Origin of the sequence: Mucilaginibacter polytrichastri (assembly GCF_001911425.1) — a bacterium.
GTDB lineage: Bacteria > Bacteroidota > Bacteroidia > Sphingobacteriales > Sphingobacteriaceae > Mucilaginibacter > Mucilaginibacter polytrichastri.
In genome coordinates this window covers 3287591-3305272 of sequence record NZ_MPPL01000001.1, presented here as the reverse complement: position 1 = coordinate 3305272, position 17682 = coordinate 3287591, and the positions used below count along the sequence as shown (strand labels likewise).

Sequence of the window (17682 nt, the reverse complement as noted above, 5' to 3'; positions counted from 1 at the left end):
TAATGGCGAAACCTGCAAATATAAACCCTACCGACGGTGTAGCACACCTGGTACCGGCGGGTAAGTTATGAACATCGATGTAAGTAGCCAGTATAGAAAAAGCTACGCCCATAAACAGACATAAGATCGTAATTGCAGCAAGGGGTAGTTTAACACGTTTCTGAACATGTAGTATACTCCATATGATATGTATAACCGGGGCCACAATTAATAACAGAAAGCACAATAAAAATACCATATCTCAACAGTTTTTTTGACAACAATTAAGATGGCCAGTTGTTGACTTTACCTAGACAATGTTGATATTAATTTAACATTAAATAGGGGTGCTAACGATAAAAAAAATGCACTTTTTGATTCAATGTAGATTAGAATGGCTCAATTGTTGATAATTTGAGAGTTTATTTAATAGATATATATGCCGGACCAATCAACGTTATATGAGGCTTTAAGAAATGATAATATTCAAGAAGCAAGAGAAATATTAAACGACGAATCAAATTTCCCATCTGATCTTACACCTTTTGATAGGATACAGCTTTTTGAGAAACTAATTCAGCATAAAGCTTTTGATATCATCATCAAGTTTGTAGATCATAAACTTGTAGAAACCGATCTGTACGAATATGACACATTCAATAATACTCTTTTACATAAGGTATTATTTAACTTGAAGGATGACGATGAAAGCATCGCTTTTTTTAATGAATTACTGGCAAAGCTTGAAAATATTAACGATGCGGTGGATAACCAAACTTTATTAGGTTACGCATTTGAAATAGGGGCAGCACCAAACCTAATTAAGAGTTTGATCAATGCTGGCTGTGATATCAATTGGATAAATAATGCAGAGGACACATTTCTGCATAAAATTGCTGCGAATAACCGCATCCAGCCAGAAAAAGCCGCTGCTTACCTTAAGCTAATGTTACAGGAAGGATTAGCTGTAGATGCAGTGGATATTGTGCATAAAACACCTTTGCTAATCGCAATTTCAAACAATAAACCCTTATTGATAGACTTATTGCTCGAAAATGGCGCAAGCTGCAACATCCCCGACGATAAGGGAGAAACTGCATTTTACTATGCCGTGGTGCATCAACAAAGTTTAGCACTCTATTTAAAATTACGCGCATCAGAATCTCCTGATTTTGAGGTAGCTAACAAAAATGGCGAAACTATTTTATTCGAATTTCTGAACAGGTTAAGCCGTCCGTCTGATACAATACTCGAATTTTTAACCACACTAATTGAAGATGGTGCCGATTTATATTTACCCGCCACGTTTTATGGAAGAGAGAAAACACCGGCAGATGTAATTGCAGAGAAGCCTTTTGCTATTTTCAATACCGTATTTCAATTAGGTAAATTAGATGTAGGCAGGGTAGATAAAAATGGCAATTCGATTTTGCATAAAGTTTGTGCCTTTAATGTTAATTACGATAGCGAGATGGCAAAAGACACTTATAGAAAGGTGAAACTATTAATTGAAAACGGTGCCGATGTTAATTTAACCAACAATAACGATGAAACACCGCTCATGTTAGCTTCTACTGATAATCTTAAGTCTAAAACGGTGGAATTGCTGCTTACTCATAAATAATAACAATATATATGTCAATGTCATTTATAATTGCTTGTGAATCAGGCAAAAGAAAAATTGCAGAGATCCTGCTTAAGAATAACGAAGTTGATGTTGCTTATACAGATGAAAAAGGCAGAACCGCTTTACACTATGCCGCCCACAGAGGGTATCTGGATATTGTAAAAGCATTAATTGAGGCGGGATCAGATATTAATTACGAAGATCATAATGGAGAAACACCACTGTTTTTTGCGTGCCTGCAAAAGCAGAAACAAACTGCAATATACCTGATCGATAAAGGAGCGAGGCTTGACATTAAGGATCACCAGGGAAACAGCCTTTTACACTTAGCAGCACAACTAATGCAAGCAGAAGTATTGGAAGAACTGCTGAAAACGGACCACTCTGTTGATCAGGAAAATAATAGGGCTGAAACACCATTAATGTTTGCCGCAAGTAGTAAGAATAAAGATATTATTGCCCAATTTATAAATAAAGGTGCTAATGTAAATGCTGCTGATAAAGGCGGTAATGCGCCATTGTTTTTTGCAGTTAAATCTGGAAGTACGGCCGCTATATTATTTCTAATACAGGGTGGTGCAGATGTTAACCATGCCAACCACCTTGGCGAAACACCATTGCTATTAGCTTGCTACCAGAATAATAATATGGTTATAAAAGTATTGGTAGAGCAAGGTGCAGATCTTACTGTTTCTTCAAATAATGGTTTATCACCTATCTGGTACGCTTGTAATCATAATCAAAAGGAAATAGTGAAACTATTCATCCAAAACGGAATAGACGTCAACTACAGTAAGCCATTGTCTGACGATGCAGATTCGATAAGTTACTATTTGGAATGGGTTCAATCGGCTAATAACTTATCTATTGATAGCAGTTTTTCATTGAGAGAAACTTATGAATACGGTGGTGAAAGCCTGCTGCATGTAGCTGTAAAAAATGGGCATTTAAGTTTGGTTAAGCTTCTTATAGAGAACGGGTCGAACGTAAATATACAAGACGAAAGTGGTAACACACCTTTACACTATGCAGCAGCTAATGGTAAAATTGATATTGTTAAAACGCTGTTAGACCATGGAGCCGATACTGCCGTAGTGAATGTGAAGGAACAAAAAGCTATTGATTATTCAAATATTAAAGGCTTTAACGAAATCACAACACTGTTACTCTCCTATGGGCCGAAAGACCAAGCTAAATCAGAAATTGGCAACATAGCATCTATGGTTACCGAGCCTGCCGCCGCAAATACATCAATCAGTAACAAAAAACAAGGTTTATTAGATCTGAAAGATTTGTTGGATGCAGGCATACTTACCCAGTCAGAATTCGAAATAGAAAAACAAAAGATACTGCAGGGATAAAACAGTATTAATTAACCACTCAACTCTATGACAAATATTTTAAAATCTTTATCCGGTAAATTTTATGTCGCGCTTTTTCTAGTAATATCTGTTTTCTTTCAATCCTGTTCAGAACCTGCAGAAAAGTTTTTTGATGTTGCGCTTCTAAACACAAATACAATAGTTGATTTTGGTACACCTATTTTGGCCAAGCATATTAATGATGAAGCCACTGAGTATCCTAATATTCCGTCGAGCAAGAAAAAAGGTAATGAAGCTTTAACTAATGTGCAAAATAATGTTTTATATATGGAAAAAGCACTTAAAGATGTTAAAGCACTCTCGGCAAATGATGAAAAAAGAAAAGTTATAAAGGCACAATCAATTGCACTTTATGAATACGTAATTCCAGTATATAAAAAAGAATACACGGCTTATGCAAAACTATGCGATGCTAAAGCCCCGCAAGCACAAAAAGATGAGCTTATAAATTTGATTAGGCAAAAATACAATGCCGGATTTGAAAAGCAATATGCTGCTTTGGTATCAAATGGTAAAGCTTTCGCAAAAGACAATAATATAGATGTACACTGGAATTAAGTACAATTAGTTGGACCAATCGAGATATGCACATTTTCGCCGATAAATTTAACCCGTTCACCGGGTAAATATGCCTGTTTACATATTATCTGCCCTTTTGGATAAATTGGCTGTAACGTTTTGATAGTGAGCACGTCTTATTATCGTAATTAGCACAGAGGCTATTACAAATTAAAAGATCATCAAAACATTACAATCATATGAAAACTCAAATTTTAACCATTGCAACAGTGTTATCATTAGCATTAGCAACCAGCACAAACACATTCGCCGCCAACCACAGCAACAACGTTAGTACCGTATTAACAGATGTAAAACACATCAGCAAAATAGAAGTTCGCGGTAACGTTGAACTATACGTATCAGACGGCGCAACAGACAACGTTAAGGTATACGATAAATATTACAGCGAAAGCGCTTTGGTACAAAACCAAAATGGTGTATTGCGCATTTCATCTTACAAAAACGAAAAGTTAGTAGTTTGGGTAACCGCAGCAGAATTACAAAGCATCAGTGCTTACGATAATGCATCAGTAAAATCATTCGGTAAATTATCTGGTATTAACCTGGATGTAAATCTTTACAACCACGCAGCAGCTAACCTTAATATGGAAGCCTACAGCGCCAACATTAATGTAAACGACCAGGCAACTGCTAACTTAACAGGTACCGTTAACGATTTTAACTTAAAATACAACCAATCTGCCACCGTTAACAGCAGCAACCTGGTAGCTACCAACTTAAGCCGTAAAGTTAGCTACGATGGTTTTGCAAAAGCAGAACAGGTAGCCGGTTTATAAGCTAACACACTTTGCAAAAAGTTCATCATATATGTTCACAGCCATCAATTATTGATGGCTTTTTTTGTAGACTTTTCATTGAAGTGCTTGCCAAATCTTTAGAAAGCTTGCCGGCCGATAAGGAATCATCTTAGGTAAATGGATAAAGAATCACGAGGAGATTAAACGCGGAAGTCTGTAAGTGAGGTTAAGCGGCAATTGCTGGATATTTTAATTTTACAGAACTTAAGAATAGTAAATAAGTGCCAGGTAGTTACTAGTCAAATAGTTTTAGTGACAAAATATCAACAATATTGTGCTTAAATTGGCCTTTATTATCTATAGTTATATGAAGGCATTGTTTTCTGTTATCTTGTTGGTTACTTTTTCACATTTATGTTCTGCGCAACAAACTTATGCGCCCGCTGCGTCCTTACCCGCCAAAAATTTGGCCATATTTGGTAGAGGGTTATATCCGGGTAATGATACAACATACCGCTTATTGAAGCATAGCGGGTTTAATACGCTGCTATTATCCAGCTTTTATATTCATGAAAATGGAGACCTGTATTCGGGTGATTCTCATCAACCCATTATTCATAACGGCAAATGGGTAGGAGATTCTTCTTATGTATCAAGGGTGAAAGATCTCAAAAAAAAATCTTCTATATCCCGTATTGAAATTTTACTGGAAGGGCGTTGGTATGGGCAGCCGCCAAATACTTTTGATTTTATTCGTGACTGGTATGACCCATCTAAGACGGTGCCAGGCATCGTAACCGGTATTGGTGAGCAGAGTACGTTATATAATATTTGTAAGGTATTAAAAGAAGTGCTGGGCGCCGATGCATTTTGTATCGATGATGAGTCTGTGTATGACAGCCCTTCTATTATTGCGATGGGTAAGATTGCAGCAAAGCTAAACATGCATATGACACTATGCCCTTTTAGAGGATATGCTTATTGGGGCGATATTTTAAAGGCATCTGATGCAAATGTGGTAGACGCCTTGTATTTACAGTGTTATGATGGCGGTGCAAACAATGAAATTAAAGATTGGGTAGGGGCACTTAAGCCGAAACAGCCAATATATCCAATATTTATGGTACGTGGTTCATTTAGCACTTGCGACACTTACAAGGGAAGTAAATCAGTAGCGGAGATTAAGACCCAGCTCAAAGGCTTTAAGATTGATTATCCGGGAATAAGTGGTGCAGCGATATGGCAGGTAGAAGATTTGAAGAGTTTTGTAATGATGGGATGTGCCGTAAAGCAGCCAGCGTCTGGTAGTGCGGAAAGTGTAGCCGAATTTTTGAGCCAGTTGAAGAAGGCATTGAAAAGTGGATTGTAGTAGGCATAGGTCTGGAGGGAGATGCCTTGTGTAGTGACGCATAACAGTACCAGTAAAGCCTTAAGGTAATTGATTTGGTATGTATGTATTGATACCTCATAATAGCTTATAGCTAATATAGTCATGAAAAAAGCCGGGACAAGCCCGGCTTAACATTTAACTAGTAACCCTAAAAAACTAGTAATCAAGATTTTTATTTAACATCCCAGAATATTTTTGTTGTTCTGGTGTCTTTCGATTTTACACTGTTATAATTGGTATTATAGGCAGTCTCAACAGATGGATATAATAGCCTTGTTGGTGGGGTTTCATAACTAACCAGCGTTTGTGTTGGGAAAGTTAGTTGAGGGTATTTAGTCCTCCGGTATTCTGCCCAGGCTTCATCAGATTGCAAAAATCCAAAGTGTAACCATTTTTGTACATAGATCAATGCCAATTTTTGGGTTGACGTACCTGTGTAGGCTACGGTGGTATTAGCTAAAAAGGTACTAATATCTGTAGCCGTAGGTGCAGTAACGCTACCACCACCAATACTATTTAGATAGTAGTAAAAGTATACCGATTGTGTTAAGGCCGTATTGTATGCAGTTTGCGCATTGCCTAATCCCCAGCGTTCGTAAGCTTCTGCTTTCAGAAAATTAACCTCAGATGCTGTAATTACAATACCAGGCATCTTAATGTTGTTCAGAAAAGTAGTAGAATCTACAATTGAATAATTGGCATAAGCCGTATCCTGTTGCGCAGAGGTATAAGTAATAGGCATTGCTCTGTAATTCTTATTAGGTACAAATACGCTGTTAACCGTTTTACCATACTTATCATACATAACAGGTATGCGTGGGTCATTAGCTGGTAGCATTACCTTATTTAATTTATAATCTGTTGCCCAGTAACTATCAATTTCTGTTAAAGCACTGTACAGAGTACTGCTGGTTGTTGTAGTTAAGGGTTGTAAAAGAACATCTATATTAGCCGGGTTGTAAGTGCCAACGCCGTTACCATCTAAAAGCGGATAAGAAGCAGGACTGTTAAGCATGGTGGTTACCGCTGTTTTTGCAGTTGCTTCATCGTAATTAGAAATACGCATCAATAAACGCAAACGTACAGAGTTAGCATATTGCTGCCATTTTAGTAAACTACCGTTCAGCAAAATGTCAGATTTAGCAAAAGAAGTCTGTACATTGCTACTTGGTTTTGCTGTAGCAAAATAAGTGGCGGCATCGTCCAGGTCTTTTATAATTGTGGTATAAAGCGCCTTCTGATCATCAAATACCGGGTTCTTGATTGTACTTGCAGTTTCCAGATTTCCGGCTTGTGAATAGGGGATGTCTCCCCACATATCAATCATTTTTGCAGCGCGTTCATCCAATACAATTTTGGCTGCCTGCAAATAAATTTGTTGGTCTGCCTGATCGGATGCGGATAAAGTAGGAAGTGTGGCCTGCATAGAGCGATACAAAGCCATTGGGCCGCTTCCGTTACCAGATGGATAGTAAAAGTCTGACCAGTAATTCCCCAGGTATCCATCCGTTGCTTTATATGCAGTATTTACGATATCAAAGCTTGTTGTTTGCGCATAAATAGAAACCTGCGGAAAAAAGAAAGTACGAAGGTTCCAGTAGGCAGGCCTAACACGGTCGCTGTTGAGCATAGCCGTGAAAAATCCGCTGATACTCGGTTTGGTTGATAATTCTGGATTAATGTAATCTTTATCAATTGATTTTTTACATGCACTGAACGAGACAGCCAGTAAAATTATAATATTGATGTATATAAATATTTTTTTCATCGTTGATCAATTTAAATAGTTAAAAAGTGGCATTTAAAGAGAATCCGTAACTTCTGGTTGAAGGTATTGAACCATTATCTATACCCTGACTATACCACTGGCTTCCAATTGCCGTTTCCGGGTCAAGATTTTTTAGTGTGCGGTAGATGTACAGTAAATTGCGACCTATCAGCGAAAATCTTACTTTAGATAGCCCGATATGTTTCACCAGGTTTTGTGGTAACGAATACCCAAAAGCAACCTCACGCAACTTGATGTAGCTGTTATTGTAAATAGCAGTACCATCGTTTACAGAGTTGGGGTCACCGGCGCCAAATTGGTTTTCGTAGTAACTGGCAGCATCAAGTATGATATTATTCGCTTGCCCGTTGGCTAAAACACCCGGTTGGATTACTCCATCGTGGTAAACAGTTTCGCCGGTAGGGCCTGCTGTTGCACTAGAAGCTAATTGTACGTTAACACCCGCGCCATTGGTATAATAGGTTAAACCGCCATGTTGTGCATCCCTATACTTTAGGGTGCTGGTATACATACCTGCGTTTATGCCATATTTTAAAGGCGTAGATATTAACTGGCCACCCAACCTGTAATCAATTACAGTAGTTAATGAAAAGCGTTTGTAAGTAAACGTATTGGTAAAACCACCTACTGCTTTTGGCAAAATGTTGCCCACTTTAACGTAACGAGACTGGTCCATAATATAATAGCCGTTGCCATCTATCATTTTATTACCCTTGCTGTCTGTAGCAATTGGGTAGTCATAAATATTACCTAAAGCTTCGCCTGGTTTTGCAGTAACCTTAATAGAATTACTTTCGGCAGTGTAGAAATCAAGTTCTGGTTCATTAGGAGCCAGTGAATAAACCTTTGTTTTATAAAACGAATAATTCAAACGCACATCCCACTTGAAATTTGGGAATACGATTGGCGTAGCATTTAATGCTACCTCAAGCCCTTTATTGCCTATGGTACCAACGTTTACAATCTGGCTACTGGCGCCGTTACTTGGTGCAACGGTTAAAGGCAAAATCTGGTCATTAACTTTGTTGGTATAGTAGGTTACATCTGCGCCAAGCCTGTCATGTAAAAAACGGACTTCTAAACCTGCTTCATATTCATGTTTTCTTTCGGGCTTAAGGGTACTGTTACCATATGCCGAGGGGATAGTAAGCTGAGAGACCGAACCAGTATTGGTTTGCAGGGAGGTTTGGGCATAAGCAATATTGGAGACGTATGCTGGTGCCGGGTTGCCATTTTGAGTATAAGAAAGCCTTAATTTACCATAACTTAAAAACGATGGCATAGTGTTTTTAAACGCATCACTGAAAATGAAACTTCCGTTTACTGCGGGGTAGTAATAAGTATTATTTGCCGGAGGCAGTGTTGAAGTTGATTCCTGGCGGATTGCTCCTTCTAAAAACAGGTAATTTTTATAAGATAAATTAAGAAGGCCAAACGCACCTTCATTTAAAAGATACTGCCTGGTGTAGGTAGTGCTAAGGATACCGTATGAGTTATTTAAAGAAAAAAAGTTTGCCGATACCAAGCCGTTAGTGGTGCCAGAGGTTTGGTCAAGGTAGCTTTCATGCTTGGCTGTAAAACCAGCATTAACAGAGAAGTTTAAATCTTTTGTGATGTTGTTAGAATACGTTAATAAGGCATCTCCATACAAAATAGAATAAATACCCGATGCCACATTGTAAGCACCCGTACTTGAACTCCCTGCATTAAATGCCACAGGATAGGTGTTGTAATTTTCGGCATCTGTATTGCGGCCGGTGTAATCGTTACCTATTCTCGCCCTGAATTTAAGATGACTTAGTATATCCCAGTTTAAGGTGGCGCTCGAGTAAATACGATTTTCAGTTTCAGTATAGTTGTTTTTTAACGTGCTGAAAAAGTAATCATACAAATTAGGCCTAACGTTAAACACAAAAGCTTCTGCCGGGTTTAGCTGCGTTTTGTTGTATGGCGCATACTCATATCCCTGTGAGGTTAGATATTTTTGCCTAACTAAATCCATTTTCTCTTCCCGTCCAAAAAAACCATCGAATGATTGGGCCAGGCGGTTAGTTTGGTATGGGCGATTATCTGTAATGGTGTTCACATAATTGGCTACTAAGTCAACACTTACTTTTTTGCTCAGGTTAAGTGTGCTGTTTAAATTAAAGCTGTTTTTGTGTACACCAGATTCTCTTTGAATGCCACCATAATCAAGCCGTGTATATGAGATGCGATAATTGGCATTATCTGTTTGATTTGATAATGATACGTTAGCGCTCGAGCTGTAACCCGTTCTGAATATATCTTTATAATTGTTGGGCTGTGGCGAGTAAGACTGTATAGAACCATCCCACCAGCGAACTTGCTGGCCTTCCATTTTGGGGCCAAAGTCTGAATAAGCTCTAAAGTTAGGCCTCCAGCCGGCAGGAGATTTGGCATCTGGTACAGAACCATCTGCATTAAAACCAAGCGCCAGGTTAGTTGCACGGTCATAACCTTGCCCATATACATTTTGGTAATTTGGCAAATAAGCGGCTTGTTCCATTGTGCCGTAATAGTTGAAATCAACTGTAGGGCCTTTGCCTTTTACGCCTTTTTTTGTGGTAATAATAATTACACCGCCTTCGCCATCAGAACCATACAAAGCGGTTGCCGACCCTCCTTTAAGTATATTTAAACTTTCGATATCATTTGGGTTAATATCCAAAACCCCATTACCTTCAATACGTTGATCTGAGTAAAAGCCATTGTTATTGAAGCCGTTTACGCCATACTGCTGTTGGTTGCGGATAATTACTCCGTCTACCACATACAAAGGGGGCTTATTGTAACTTAAAGAGTTAATACCACGTATTTGCACCGTAACGCCGCTACTTGCACCTCCAGGTGCTGTATGTACACTAACACCTGCAACCTTGCCATATAAAGCAGATGCAAAGTTGGTGCTGCCGGCTTCGGTGATATCTTTTCCACTCACAGTGGTTGATGCATAGCCCAATGCTTTTTCCTGGCGTTTAATACCGAATGAAGTTACCACAACCTCATTCAGTCCGCCTGTGGCTGGCTGTAATTTAACAACCAGGGCATTGCCTTCGCCGGCAGGGATTTCCCTGGTGGCGAAACCTATGTAAGAAAAAACTAAAATACTTTTAGCATCAGGAACACTGATACTGAATTTACCATCGGCATCAGTAATCGCTCCTGTTTTACCGTCTTTTAACCTGATGCTTACACCTGGCAAAGGGTCGTTGTTATTATCAAGCACCCGGCCCACAATGGTAACAGAAGCGGCGGCATCAGCAGATATATTTTGATCAGGATCTGCAACCTGCAGTAAAATGGTTTTGTTAATTACTTTATACTTTAATGCGTTGCCTTTCAGGCATTCGCTTAAAGCTTCATCAAGCGAAGCGTCTTTTAATACAATATTGATAGTTTTATTATCAACATCTTTTGAATCGTAAAAGAAAACATAACCGGTTTGTTTGTTAATGTGTTGCAGCACCTGTTTTAAAGGCGTGTTTCTTTCATTCAGATTGATTTTTTGACTAAAGCCTTTTGCGCTGCATTGCAAAAGAGCTATAAACATAATTAGCGTGGTCAATTTCATAACCATTAATGTTTTGGGTAGCCATGCCTTGTGCACAACTAAAGAGAAAGCGTTAAATTTCATACATTTGATGAGTTTGGGTTAACAGAAGCAATACAGTAAAATTCCCGTAATAGGGAGGGTTAGCTCAAACTTTTAGCGCATTCCGATTGCCGTCGGAGTGCGTTTTTTTTGAACAGACCTAAGTGGGAAACCAAGAAATTTAAGGGAGTTTTCGTAAGTCTTTTTTCATAGAATTGGGTTAGTTAAAAAATAGTTTATTGATTTTTATTGTTATGGCATTATAATTATTGATTTTTCTTCTATCCGGTAATGGATTTTTTTGAATGTCAGGATGTCTAATATTTGTGATGCATTTACGTTTCTTGATATTTCGCCAGAGAAGTGCCTGGACGGCAATTTTCCTTCATATTTAATGTCCACATCATACCATCGCGAAAGTTGCCTCATCACTTCCTGAATACTGTTGTCATTAAAATTAAACAGGCCATTTTTCCAAGCCACGGCATCATCTACATTAACTGTTGCCACTTTGATCTTCCCGTCCTTAAACTGGGCTTGCTGGCCAGGCAAAATAGTAATGGCTGTATTGGCTGCTGTTACTTTAACACTGCCCTCAAGCAGGGTGGTATTAATAACGCCCTCATCATCATAAGCATTGATATTAAAGTGCGTCCCTAAAACCTCTACCTGCTGTTGATTGGATACTACCTTAAACGGTTTTTTTGCATCATGCGCTACTTCAAAATAAGCTTCGCCGGTAAGTTCAACTTTACGTTCGCTGCTACCAAAGGCTACCGGGAACTTAATTGATGAGGCAGAGTTTAACCAAACTTTTGTACCGTCTGAAAGGATGAACTGAAATTGGCCGCCACGCGGGGTTGATGCTGTATTATAAATTTCTGTTTCTACAGCAAAAGGTTGTGGTGCAGCGGCATAACTGATTGCGCCGCTTGATAACTTATTAATGGCAGTATTGCCCTGTGTAGCAAGTGTGCCATTTTTTGCGCCATTTAAAATAATTGACTGCCCATTAGATAAGGTTAACAGTGCCTTGTTGCTACCCGGAACCAGATCTGGTTTTGATATATTTTTAACCACTAAAGGCGGCATGGTTTGTTTTTTTATAAAATAAAAAAACAAACCTGCAGAAAGCAGTATAAGCAAGGATGCAGCTATTGATAAATATTGCCAATTTATACCAGAAGGTTTAGTTTTAATATGACGAATGATTTGGTTAAGGCTTTCCTTTTGATCATTTTCCAAAACATCTGCCGGAATGTTTTTTTCCGACGACTGATATTTCAAATACCAAGATTCTACCATGTCCACTTCTTCAGGGCTGGCTTTTCCGGTATTATATCGATCTATAAGTGCTTCTATTTCGTCAGGATCCATAATTAAATAAGGATATATTATCCTTATGTTAACTAAAACAACCTAAGTGTGGCTATGGAGTAGATGAATATTAAAAAAAATGAGAAAAAATGAACGGCAAGCTTAATTCTTAATATTTTGAGTGAATTATTTACCTGTTTTCGCACCGTAAGTGGACTTATGTTCAATTGGAGGGCGATTTCATTGTGCGATAGATTAGCATTTCTGCTCATTTCAAAAATCAAACGCATTTGTGGAGGAAGTGAGCTTACTTCAGCCTCTATAAGGGCCGCCAATTCCTTCATCCGGTATTGCTTATCTGCACTGGGGCTGTTATTGTCAATAAATAATTTGAAAGAACTTATATAGGCTGATTTAACTTTCTGGTGTTTAAAAATATTTAATATCCGGTTTCTTGCCGCAGTATATAAATAGCCTTTTAAATTTAAATCAAAGTTAATTTCATCTCTGTTGTTCCATAAGCCGGTAAACAGTTCCTGCAAAAGATCTTTTACTTCCTCCCTGTCGGGAAACATCTTGTAAGCATGAATATATAATATGCCATAATATCGTTTATGAATTGCCGCAAATGCTTTCAAATCTCCTTGTTTTAAAAGGTTGAGCAAGCTACAGTCATCATATGAGTCGTGTAAAGACATCTCCGATAGGTATGATTAAAGAATGTTTAAATTAATATTAACTTCTTCTCAAATATAAATATCTATAAGTTTATTCACTGATTTTTTTAGATAATAATGTTTATTGCCGTAACTCTTTTTCCTGCAATTTACACAGATACAGTTTCAATAAGTTAAAACGGATAGTAACAGAGCTGAAATTAATCTAACACCCAAAGAGTTTAACAAAGGTCGAAATAGGACTTTTATCTATCACGCACAAACTCAAAAAGTGGAAAGCCCAAAGTCTTTTCAACATTTTGGGCTTTCGATAGTTGAGCAAAATGGCGGAATCGGTCTATCAGCATCCAATCATCACAATCCATTTTTTATGATCTTCAAATAATAACGCCTCCTAATTGACTTATGAGACGGCCTCTTTTATCCCTAAAGCAATCCTAATTAATCAATACACGTTTTTCTGAATTGCTTAAAGTTAGTTTCTTGATATATGATTTTACCGCAGGTTCTATAAAGCCAAACATCTTTAGATAATTGCTTTCGCCCAAAATTTGAACCAATGCGGAAGCCTTAAATGTATCATAATCGCCGCCAATTTCATTATCTGCCAAAAAAGAGAATATGGCATTTCTATACCTTTTGCTGTTAGCATTTTCTGTAGCCTGCCGTTTAATGCCCAGCCATTGCTTGATTACAAACTTGTTATAAGAGTTTACCGGAAAGTTATTTAAGTGTGCATAAATGTTTTTCTGAAAATACAGTTCACCATATTGTTTATTTACCCGGCATTCGAGGTTTTTTCTAACAATGAGTTTAAAGGCAGTATTCAGCATTATTTCTTTAAGATAAGGCACTGCGTCTAACTTATAGTTACTCCAATCTCCACCAAAGCAGTTGTAATGCGTGTTTTTTAGCAAAATAAAACTCATGCGCCTGCAAGCATCAACCGCTTTTACATAATCCTTTTGGGCAAAGTAAATATTGATGAGGTTGATAACCTGCTCTATGCGCCGGTAAATTAAAAGTTCCAGGCCATTAGCTTCTAAAACTGCGCTTTCTGCAAGGCCTTGTAGTAAGTTACTTTCGGCAGTTTTATAATTGTGAGTGCAAAAGTGATAGTAGGCCCATCCCGATAGCCTGTATAAGTTTATAATAGCCCGTTGATCTGCATCGGTAATTAGCGCAAACATATCATCGCCCTTATTAAACGCTTGTCTGCTTTCTGCAACTGCCTTTTTTCGGCATAGCACAACACCATTTAAATAAACATTACAGATTTTTTGTACCTCGATCCTTTTTTCGGCAGAGATCTTTTGGTCTATTTGTTTAGCCAGCAGCAGCTCGTATATTTTGGCATCGTTAATGGTAGTTGCCTCTGTTTTTGGTGCAGGGCTAAAGTTTTTAATCGCTGTAAGAACCTGGTTATCGTAATAAGTTTTCATCGGGTGCTCAATTTAATTACCTAATTCCAGTTGATTTTTAATGAGGTTATAGTAATATCCTTTCCTGCCAACCAATTCATGATGGCTACCAGACTCAATTATCCCCCCTTTCTCTAGCACCACAATATTATCGGCATCCCTAACCGTACTTAAACGGTGCGCAATAACCACCACAGTACGGCCACGGCTAAATACTTTTAAGTTTTCCACAATATCTTTCTCATTATTAGCGTCTAAAGCGCTGGTTGCTTCATCTAAAAAAAGATAATCGGGCTCTTTATATAGTGCGCGAGCAATTAGCAACCGTTGCCTTTGCCCGCCGCTTACACCTTTACCCTGCGAGCCTATCTGGGTGTTTAAACCCAAAGGCTGTTCGCTTACATAATCGCTAAGGTTAACAGATCTTATAACATCTACCAGCTTGTTGGTATCCAGCTCGTTTTCGTTCAATACAATGTTACGGGCAATGGTGTCCGAAAATAAATAGCCATCCTGCATTACGCAGCCGCAACCGGCACGCCAGGCTTTAGGGCTAATCATATTAAAGCTGGTATTGCCCAGTTTTATTTTGCCCGAATCTGCATCGTACACCTTAAGCAGCAATTTCAGCAGTGTTGTTTTTCCGCTGCCGCTTGCGCCAACTATAGCGGTAACCTTGCCTGCCGGTATGGTGAACGATACATCTTTTATAGATGCAGTATTACCCGCGCCGGGGTAGGTAAATGTAAGGTCTTCAATTACAATGTTCTGGCTTACATCTACCTCGTTAATCAGTGAATCTGTAGTAGGTTCCTCATCATCCAGGCGTTGTATCTGTTCTAACCTTTCGGTGCTGATTTTGGCATCCTGGGCGGTTTGCAAAAAGCTCGATAACTGATCTAAAGGGACATTCATTTGCCCTATTACAAACTGTATAGCCAGCATTTCACCAATTGTTAACTGGCCTTCTATTACCGCTTTTGCCGATAAAAAAGAGATCATGATATTTTTGCTCTGGTTAATAAAATGAGCGCCGATCTGTTGAATTTGTGATAGTGACAATACGCTGGTACTTACCTTAAATAATTTGGCCTGGGTACTTTCCCAGCTCCATAACTTTTGGGTGGCACAGTCGTTAATTTTTATCTCATTAATGCCATTAATAATTTCGATGGTTTGCATCTGATTTTTTGCCAGCAGCTCAAATTTTTTGTAATCCAGACGTTTGCGTTTCTTTAAAAACAAGGCTGTCCATAAACAATACAGCGTGCTGCCTATTAAGAAAATCAATAGGATAAACATATTATAATTGGCCAGCACAATGCCGAACACAAAAAACGTCATTAACGAGAATATGGCATTAAGGCTATTATTGGTTAAGAAAGCCTCTATTCTTTTATGGTCGGTAATTCGTTGTAAAATATCGCCGGTCATCCGGGTATCAAAAAAGGATAAAGGCAAGCGGGTTAGCTTGAACAGAAATTCTGTAATGATGGATACATTGATACGCGTACTAATATGCAGGAAAATCCAGCTGCGGATCAACTCAATTGAGATTTGGCTTACCGACAAGATGATTTGCCCTAACAGGATGTAGTAAATAAACTGAAGATTATGTTCGGTTACCCCAACATCTAATATGGCCTTGGTTAAAAAAGGCGACATAAACATAATTAGGCTGCTTACACAGAAGCCGAGAAATAACTGAAACAGCAGCTTTTTAAATTTAAGAATGTATGACAGCAGGAAAACAAGGCCGCTGCTATGCTGAATGGCATCATCGGGTTGCACGTAAAAGGCGTCCAGAGGTTTCAGCAGTAATACAATTCCTTCATGGCCCTGATCTGTTTCTCTGTACGACCAGTTTTCGATAAACTCTTTGTGCGAATATTTAGAGAGTGACCCCACAGGATCGGCTATATAAACACCTCTGTTGGTTGCCTTGTATACAATTACAAAATGTTTTTTTTGCCAGTGTACTATACACGGGAAGTGTACCGACTCTAATAATTTACCAAAGTTAATGCGCCCGCCCACGGTTTGAAAACCGATAGATTCGGCCGCTTTACTAATGCCCAGCAATGATACCCCGGTTTTGCTGATTCTCGATAAATTGCGAATGCGGTCTACATTAAAATTGCGGCCGTAAAACTTCGAGATCATGCGCAGGCAGGTTGGCCCGCAGTCCATCATATCGTGCTGCCTGAAAAGGGGAAACCGCTTAGTTGTATATACCGCTCTCATGTGCTGATAGATTAAAAAGTTCGCTGATGCTGGCTATTACTTCACTTCTGTCTGTGGGTTCGAGGGCCATATTGTAAAAAATAATATCATCGTACCCATAGTTTATAATTAATGTCTCCATGTGGTCTTGCATCTCGGCAGGCGAGCCGATGAAGAGGTGGTCGGGGCTGTCTTTATAAAACGCTTTCATCGCCGCCACGTTTTTAGCATCGGTATGGCAATAACCGCCTATGCAAAGGGTAGTTTGGGGCCGGGTTTTATATTGCAGCTCAAAATTTTCATAATATTCTTGTATCAGATGTTTATCAAAGGCAAGGTCTACACCCGCGTGAAACAGGCTTCGCGAAAAATTGGTTTTGAGTTTTAATGCCGAAACCAAGCCTCGGTTCGATCCACCCAAACTCCATAAATAAGGCTTCACACCTTTATATGGAGGAATAATCACCATGTTTTCCGGATCATCATCTGCATGGGCTTCTTTTTCAAAGTAATCAATAACCGCTTGTACGTTTTCTGTAAAACGGTTCCTAATCTCTTTCATACTCAAACCATCAACCGTAATTTTTGATATGGCTTTATTAATGCCGCCGTTGGCAAAACCAAGATCAATACGATTATAAAACAGGTTAGCCAGCAACTTGTAATTAGCCGCAACCTCGTATGGGTTATGTATGCCCATTAAAATGCCGGCTGCGCCTATTTTTATGTTTTTGGTATAGCCTGCAATAAGTGGTAATAGAATGCTGGGATCTGTCCAGGCCTGCTTAATATCGGGGTTATGGTGTTCGGCCAACCAAAAACGGTTATAGCCAAGTGCTTCGGCACGCATGGCATAATCAAGTACATCACTCACCGCTAATAAACTGTTGGTGTTTTTGTCTCTGCGGCCAAAATCTAATAAGCCTATTTTAAAGTTTGCCATAC

General features: G+C 38.7%; 13 protein-coding genes. 5 read left to right on the top strand and 8 right to left on the bottom strand.

From position 1 onward, the window contains the following. The coding region (locus RG47T_RS26435) for a hypothetical protein (RefSeq protein WP_216351059.1) at positions 1-238 on the bottom strand (238 nt) is incomplete at its 3' end. 180 nt (positions 239-418) lie between these two features. Here RG47T_RS26435 and RG47T_RS14025 point away from each other — a divergent pair. The 5 genes from RG47T_RS14025 (at position 419) to RG47T_RS14005 (ending at position 5676) form a co-directional block, all read left to right on the top strand. Continuing rightward, positions 419-1603 carry an ankyrin repeat domain-containing protein gene (locus tag RG47T_RS14025; protein WP_074490053.1) on the top strand — a complete coding sequence of 395 codons (1185 nt, stop codon included), beginning with the start codon at positions 419-421 and terminating at the stop codon, positions 1601-1603. A gap of 17 nt (positions 1604-1620) precedes the next feature. Then, positions 1621-2967, top strand: coding sequence for an ankyrin repeat domain-containing protein (locus RG47T_RS14020; RefSeq protein ID WP_245770817.1), 1347 nt, complete (start codon positions 1621-1623; stop codon positions 2965-2967). 27 nt (positions 2968-2994) lie between these two features. Beyond that, positions 2995-3546 carry a hypothetical protein gene (locus RG47T_RS14015; RefSeq protein ID WP_074490051.1) on the top strand — a complete coding sequence of 184 codons (552 nt, stop codon included), beginning with the start codon at positions 2995-2997 and terminating at the stop codon, positions 3544-3546. A 200-nt stretch (positions 3547-3746) separates the two neighbouring features. Further along, the gene (locus RG47T_RS14010) at positions 3747-4346 is read left to right on the top strand and encodes a GIN domain-containing protein (RefSeq protein ID WP_074490050.1); all 600 of its coding nucleotides are present in this window, start codon (positions 3747-3749) and stop codon (positions 4344-4346) included. Positions 4347-4674: 328 nt separating this feature from the next. Further along, positions 4675-5676: a hypothetical protein gene (locus tag RG47T_RS14005; RefSeq protein ID WP_074490049.1), complete on the top strand. Its 1002-nt coding sequence runs from the start codon at positions 4675-4677 to the stop codon at positions 5674-5676. 193 nt (positions 5677-5869) lie between these two features. On the opposite strand, the gene RG47T_RS14000 is transcribed toward RG47T_RS14005, so the two are convergent. The 7 genes from RG47T_RS14000 to RG47T_RS13970 form a co-directional block, all read right to left on the bottom strand. Continuing rightward, on the bottom strand, positions 5870-7465 hold the full coding sequence (locus tag RG47T_RS14000; protein WP_074490048.1) for a SusD/RagB family nutrient-binding outer membrane lipoprotein: 1596 nt from the start codon (positions 7463-7465) through the stop codon (positions 5870-5872). A 19-nt stretch (positions 7466-7484) separates the two neighbouring features. After that, positions 7485-11141: a SusC/RagA family TonB-linked outer membrane protein gene (locus RG47T_RS13995; RefSeq protein ID WP_083627406.1), complete on the bottom strand. Its 3657-nt coding sequence runs from the start codon at positions 11139-11141 to the stop codon at positions 7485-7487. 210 nt (positions 11142-11351) lie between these two features. Further along, complete coding sequence (locus RG47T_RS13990) at positions 11352-12476, bottom strand: FecR family protein (protein WP_074490047.1); 1125 nt, start codon at positions 12474-12476, stop codon at positions 11352-11354. A 32-nt stretch (positions 12477-12508) separates the two neighbouring features. After that, complete coding sequence (locus RG47T_RS13985) at positions 12509-13114, bottom strand: RNA polymerase sigma-70 factor (protein ID WP_074490046.1); 606 nt, start codon at positions 13112-13114, stop codon at positions 12509-12511. A gap of 416 nt (positions 13115-13530) precedes the next feature. Then, positions 13531-14535: a hypothetical protein gene (locus RG47T_RS13980; protein ID WP_074490045.1), complete on the bottom strand. Its 1005-nt coding sequence runs from the start codon at positions 14533-14535 to the stop codon at positions 13531-13533. 12 nt (positions 14536-14547) lie between these two features. Further along, positions 14548-16758, bottom strand: a complete 2211-nt coding sequence (locus RG47T_RS13975; RefSeq protein ID WP_074490044.1) for a peptidase domain-containing ABC transporter — start codon at positions 16756-16758, stop codon at positions 14548-14550. Next, positions 16736-17680, bottom strand: coding sequence for an LLM class flavin-dependent oxidoreductase (locus tag RG47T_RS13970; RefSeq protein ID WP_074490043.1), 945 nt, complete (start codon positions 17678-17680; stop codon positions 16736-16738). Before RG47T_RS13970 ends, RG47T_RS13975 begins: the two co-directional genes overlap by 23 nt. Positions 17681-17682 lie beyond the last annotated feature (2 nt).